At 59.3% G+C, this 5,456-nt stretch carries 3 protein-coding genes and 1 pseudogene; 2 read left to right on the forward strand and 2 right to left on the reverse strand.

What is annotated here, in order from left to right; translation table 11 throughout:
* Positions 1-68: 68 nt before the first annotated feature.
* Entirely contained in the window at positions 69-2,519 is a 2,451-nt protein-coding gene (locus OC610_RS20350) for a glycosyltransferase (protein WP_264430221.1), read from the reverse strand.
* 146 nt (positions 2,520-2,665) lie between these two features.
* Positions 2,666-3,484 carry an ABC transporter permease gene (locus tag OC610_RS20355; RefSeq protein ID WP_264430222.1) on the reverse strand — a complete coding sequence of 273 codons (819 nt, stop codon included), beginning with the start codon at positions 3,482-3,484 and terminating at the stop codon, positions 2,666-2,668.
* A gap of 185 nt (positions 3,485-3,669) precedes the next feature.
* Between OC610_RS20355 and OC610_RS20360 the strand changes: the two are divergent.
* Positions 3,670-4,893 (forward strand): annotated as a pseudogene (locus tag OC610_RS20360) (ABC transporter ATP-binding protein); the annotation flags it as partial.
* On the forward strand, positions 4,873-5,456 hold a 584-nt coding region (locus tag OC610_RS20365; RefSeq protein ID WP_264430225.1), incomplete at its 3' end, for a polysaccharide pyruvyl transferase family protein. The pseudogene OC610_RS20360 and the gene OC610_RS20365, both read left to right, overlap by 21 nt.

The following is a 5,456-nucleotide window of genomic DNA, read 5'->3' on the forward strand; positions in this document are numbered from 1 at the left end:
CGGGAGCAAGCTCCCTCGCCACAAATTCATCTCATTCCTTAAGTCACGGCGTTGCCTCAAAGAGCTGCTCATACATCTCGGTACGTATGCGGAACCCAGGCTCCCCACTTGCTCTCATAAATCGCCCGGTTCTTCTCGAAAAGTGCCTGTTTTTTCCGGGCACCCAAGGCGTTGAACGAGGCGGATAAATGATGGTGCACGAAGACATCCTCGGCACAGGCCGCGCGCATGCCGCGACGCTGTACGCGGCGGCAGTAGTCGTCATCCTCGAAAAAACCCAGGCCGTATTCTTCGCAGAGGCCGCCGATCTGCTCGTAGGTCGAGCGCGGAAACATCACGCAGAAAAACGCCAGGGTATTGATTTCGAACCACTCGCCCATGCGGGAGCGGGTCATTCGCGCGGCTTCGGCAGGCATGTCGTCTACCCGGTCATAGCGAGTGTCGACCTTGGCTTCATTGCCGATGTTGTTGGTGATCGGGCCGATGATGCCGATTTCCTTGTTGTCCTGAAGATGGCGAATCAGGCCCTTGATCCAGCCAGCGGTGACGATCGTGTCGTTGTTCAGGATAACCAGGTAGTCGCCACTGGCTGCCGCGAGGCCCAGGTTGTTGCCCGCGGCGAATCCCTTGTTATCCGGGTTGAGGATGACGATCCGGTCCGGGTGCCCTTCGGCCCAGGCGCAGAGATAGGCCGGGGTCTGGTCGCTGGAGTGGTTGTCGACGACGATGATCTCCAGGTTGGGGTACTGGCTTTGGGTCAACAGGCTGTCGAGACAGGCCTTGGTCAATTCGAGGTTGTTATAGGTCAGCACCACCACGCTGACCTTGGGCATTGGCAATGTCGCGATGACCTCGCGCAAGCGGCTGGCCCGATGCTGCCAGGTCTGGCCTCGGGCGAACGATTGACGCGCCTGCCGCGTGGCGCGGGGCTCTGGCAGCGCGTCCAGGACATTGCCGATGGCCGAGATAAACTCGTCCGTCTGTTCAACCGCCCGGACGAGTTTGCCGAACTGGCTCAACTCCGGCAGTTTCACCGAGACCACCGGTTTGCCCGCGCTCAGGTACTCATAGACCTTGACCGGGTTGGTGGCGAGGGTCAGCGGCATGACCTTGAATGGAAGCAGGCACACGTCCATGGCGTGCAGATAGTAGGGCAGGGAGGCGTACGGGACTTCGCCCTCCAGGATCACGTTCGGACAGCGCTTGAAATATTTTCTTGCCTGGACGGTGTCGCTGCCGATCAGCAGGACCAGGTGTTGCGGGAACGATCGAGCGACTTGCCTGACCAGGTCCAGATCGAACCATTCGGCAATGACACCGTAATAACCGATGATCTTCCTGTTGGCGGGGTCCTGATAGACCTTGCCTGGACGTTGGCTGAAGAAGCTGAACTCACAGGCGTTGCGGATCACTTCCACGTTGCGGTTTTCCCGCTTGCCGTGTTGTTCGATCCAGTCGGATGTCGCCACCAGCAGGTCCGCCCTGCGCATCAAGGCGACTTCAAGGTCTAGCAATTCCTGGGCGACATTGCCGAAGCCCTCATGATGGTCCATGCAGTCATAGACCAACGTGGCGTTGGGGACGCGCCTGGCCAGTGGGAACCAGTAGGCGTGCTGGACGATGCAATCCACGGCATCGGCATTCGCAGACGTCAACAACATCGCCAAGCCTTGGCACAACTGGTGGATCGCGGCGGCTGACGGTGGGGCATGATAAATGGCCGGCGCGCCGCGTACCTTGAAACGAATCTGGAACAGCCGGTGGGAGCCTGCCAAGGGCTCGGCTTCAAAACCGGGGTCATCATCGTCGATAAAGTTGTTGGAGATATAAAAAGTCGTTTGTCCTGCCCGGGCCAATTCCTTGGCCAGGTTTTGCGGGCGCTGGATACGGAAGTGCCAGTCAATCACGCCGAACATCAGGATCATGGGTTGTCCGGCGTTGGACGGCACAGCCAGGCCCGGCGACGGTGGCAGGGACGGCAGCGGGGCGAGGCTTGCGGATGCCGCTGTTTCGCCTGGCTTTGCCTTACGCTGCTTGAACCCGTTTCGAAGCCGGCGCGCCAGCTTGCTTTTCACCTGTGCGGTGAGGGGCAGCCACGCGTAGACCCAGCGTGACAATCGATACGCCATCTTGCGTATCGAATAACGCAGCGGTGCGCGTTCGATGGCGTTGCCCCAGTCACAAAGCTTGAACAGCTCAGCCTGCTTCGCCGCCAGTTGGGCACGCAGATCCACCGCCCAATCGGACAGCGCGACCGCCTCGCGCTGTTTTGTCTTGAGCAACGCCTCGGCGTTCTTGAGGCGCTGTTCAGCCAGCCGCAGTCGCTCGCGCAACCGTCGGGCTTCATATTCTTGAAGTGACAGACGAGTGCCAAGCGCTTTGGAATCGAGGCGCAGCTGATTGACGAGCCGATCCCGATTCTCGATCTCCTTGACCAACTGCAAGGCTTCTATGGATCTGGATTGTGTCGAGCGAGTCAGCTGGTCAATGCGATCAACAAGACGGTTGATTGGGTCCATGCGTTCTTTCGGTCCTTTGGTCATTACGGCAACGCACCCCAGGTGTCTCGGGATCGTTGTCGACTTCAATCACCAGGCAGGCACAGGCTCCAGCCGTGCCATGAATCATCATAGCGGCTGCTGCCCAGCGCGCCACGCCAACGGGCTCATATGACATCGGCAAAGCCTTTTCGGGTCCTCTGGAACCAGGCAAACCCGGCGCAGGCGACCAGCACGGCGATCGCCGAGTAGGTGGCCAGTTCGTCCCATTGCGGCGGTCTGCCCCAGAACAGCACATCGCGAACCATTTCGACCGGCAACGTCAGCGGGTTTGCCTGCAAGGCGGCCTGATAGCTTTGCGGAAGCGTCGAGCGTGGATAGAAAATCGGTGAGAGGAACAGCATCGCCGTGACAATGATGCCGATGAACTGGCCGATATCGCGCAGGTAGACGCTTATCGAGGCGAGGAACCAGGAGAGCCCCAGCGTCAGGAGCACCAATGGAAAAAGCACCAGCGGCAGGAGCAGGGCGGTTACCGGAGGAATGCCGAACAGGACGACATAAAAGACCAGCCAGGCCAGCACGCTGATAGCCATGTGGAACAGTGCTGCGCCGAGCGACACCAGGGGCAGGGTTTCCAGTGGGAATATGATTTTCTTGACGTAATTGGTATTGGCCAGCACCAGGCCCGGCGCACGATTCATGCATTCGGAAAACAGGTTGAAGACCAGCAGGCCAGCGAAGAGCACCAGGGCGAATTCGCTCTTGGACTCACCGCCGCCCGACCAGCGGGCCTTGAACACGACACTGAATACGAACGTGTAGACCACCAGCATGAACGCGGGCGTGAAGAACGACCATAGGATACCGAGCATCGAGCCTTTGTAACGACCGGCGACTTCCCTGCGGATCAACACGTAGATCAATAGGCGATTGATCAGGACACTCTTGACCATGGCGGCAGGGGACGTGTTGAACGACTGCATTGTTGCTTGATCCTTAAGCCGGTATTCGGAGGCTCCTTGAGTGGCTTCTTCATGGAGGGTAAACGCAGTGTAGATTCATTCGGCGTTTTTTCCCGTTTATGTGCTTAACTCATCCGCAGCGCCCGGCAAAGGAACTGTTCGGCGGCGCCGTAATATGGGTCGTGTTTCATGGAAGGGTTTTGCCGATGTCGTTTGAAGTGGCCATCCGCGCCGAGAACCTGAGCAAGTGCTATCAGATTTACGATGCGCCCAAGGACCGTCTGTTGCAGATGTTGGTGCGCGGCAGGAAGCGTTTCTATCGCGAGTTCTGGGCCCTGGATGATGTTTCCCTGACCATCGCAAAGGGTGAGACCGTCGGTATCATCGGCCGTAACGGCAGTGGCAAGTCCACGTTGTTGCAACTGATCTGCGGAACGCTGATGCCGACCCGGGGCAGTGTCCAGGGACATGGCCGGATTGCCGCGCTGCTTGAGCTGGGGTCTGGTTTCAATCCAGAGTTCACCGGGCGGGAAAATGTCCATGTGAACGCGGCAGTGCTGGGCTTGAGTCGCTCGGAAATCGACGCTCGCTTCGACGATATCCTCGCCTTTGCCAATATCGGCGACTTCATCGACCAACCCACCAAGATCTATTCCAGCGGGATGCTGGTGCGGTTGGCCTTCGCCGTTTCGGTCTGCGTGGAACCCGAGATCCTGATCGTCGATGAGGCCCTCTCGGTCGGCGATGCCTCCTTTCAATTCAAATGCCTGAACCGGCTGGAAGAACTGGCTGCCAAGGGCACGACGCTGCTGTTCGTTTCCCATGACATGAGCATGGTCAAGCGCTTTTGCCACCGAGTCATCTACCTGCGTGCGGGCCGGGTCGTGGCCAGCGGCTCGCCCGATGAAATGGCCGAGCTGCACTTGCTCGACATGCGTGATGAGCAACGTCGCTGGGCCAGCGGCGGGGTCATACCGGTGACACGCAAGTCGTTTATCGGCGGGCAGGAGGGGATGGCCTTCGGAACCGAAGAGGGACACATCAGCGCTGCCTGCTTCACCAATACCGAGCAGCTTTGCTCCAGCTACCTGTATGGCGACGACATCGAGATTCGCGTCGAGGCGGTGCTGCATGAGTCGATCACTCAACCCAACATCAGCTTCACCATCCAGGAGGCCAGGCTGCTGGTGATCGGTGGAGGCAACTTCGCCCTGCAACCGGGGCCGGTCGAAAACGGTTGGCGGCGCTCGGCGATCACGGTGCGCTTCCCGGCCAACCTCGCCGAGGGTCGCTACCATGTCACGCTCAAGTTGTTGCATGGGGCGACGGAAGACACCTCGCAACTGATCGAGAAACAAGTTGCGCCGCTGGCCTTCGATATGTTGCCAAGCCCCAGGCATTTCCTGGGCATGGTTGACCTGGGGCTGGAGAGAATCGATCCTCCACCGGTCGAGTCGGTTCCCAAGGCCTGCGGTACTCAAGGAGAAACGGTTTTGGCGGGACACCAGGACGAGCGCGGGTGGCAGGTCGCCATATTCGGCACCTTCGACGTCGAAAACTACGGCGACCTGTTGTTTCCGATCATTGCCGAGGCGGAGCTGCGTCGGCGCTTGGGGCCAGTCGAGCTGCATCGGTTTTCCTATCATGAAAAACGCCGCCCTGAATGGCCCTACGCAGTGACGTCGCTGACGGAACTGCCCGGTATGGCGGCCAGCCTGGATGGCGTCCTGATCGGCGGTGGTTTTCTGATCCGCTTCGATAAAGTCGTGGCCCATGGCTATGGTCCGCCAACTGCCGATATTCATCATCCGACCGGTTATTGGCTGACGCCTGCGTTGATCGCGTTGCAGCATGCTATTCCAGTGATATGGAATGCCCCCGGTATGCACTGCAACGATGTTCCCGCCTGGGCCAGGCCACTCTTGACGATGGCCCTCGAACAAAGCCAGTACGTGCGAGTCCGTGATGCACTGACGCGCGATACGCTCGGCGC

The organism is Pseudomonas agronomica, assembly GCF_025917275.1.
GTDB lineage: Bacteria > Pseudomonadota > Gammaproteobacteria > Pseudomonadales > Pseudomonadaceae > Aquipseudomonas > Aquipseudomonas agronomica.

Coding starts and splice junctions, on each gene's coding strand:
- OC610_RS20355 (WP_264430222.1), bottom strand. CDS start 3,484: ATGCAGTCGTTCAACACGTCCCCTGCCGCCATGGTCAAGAGTGTCCTG.
- OC610_RS20350 (WP_264430221.1), bottom strand. CDS start 2,519: ATGGACCCAATCAACCGTCTTGTTGATCGCATTGACCAGCTGACTCGC.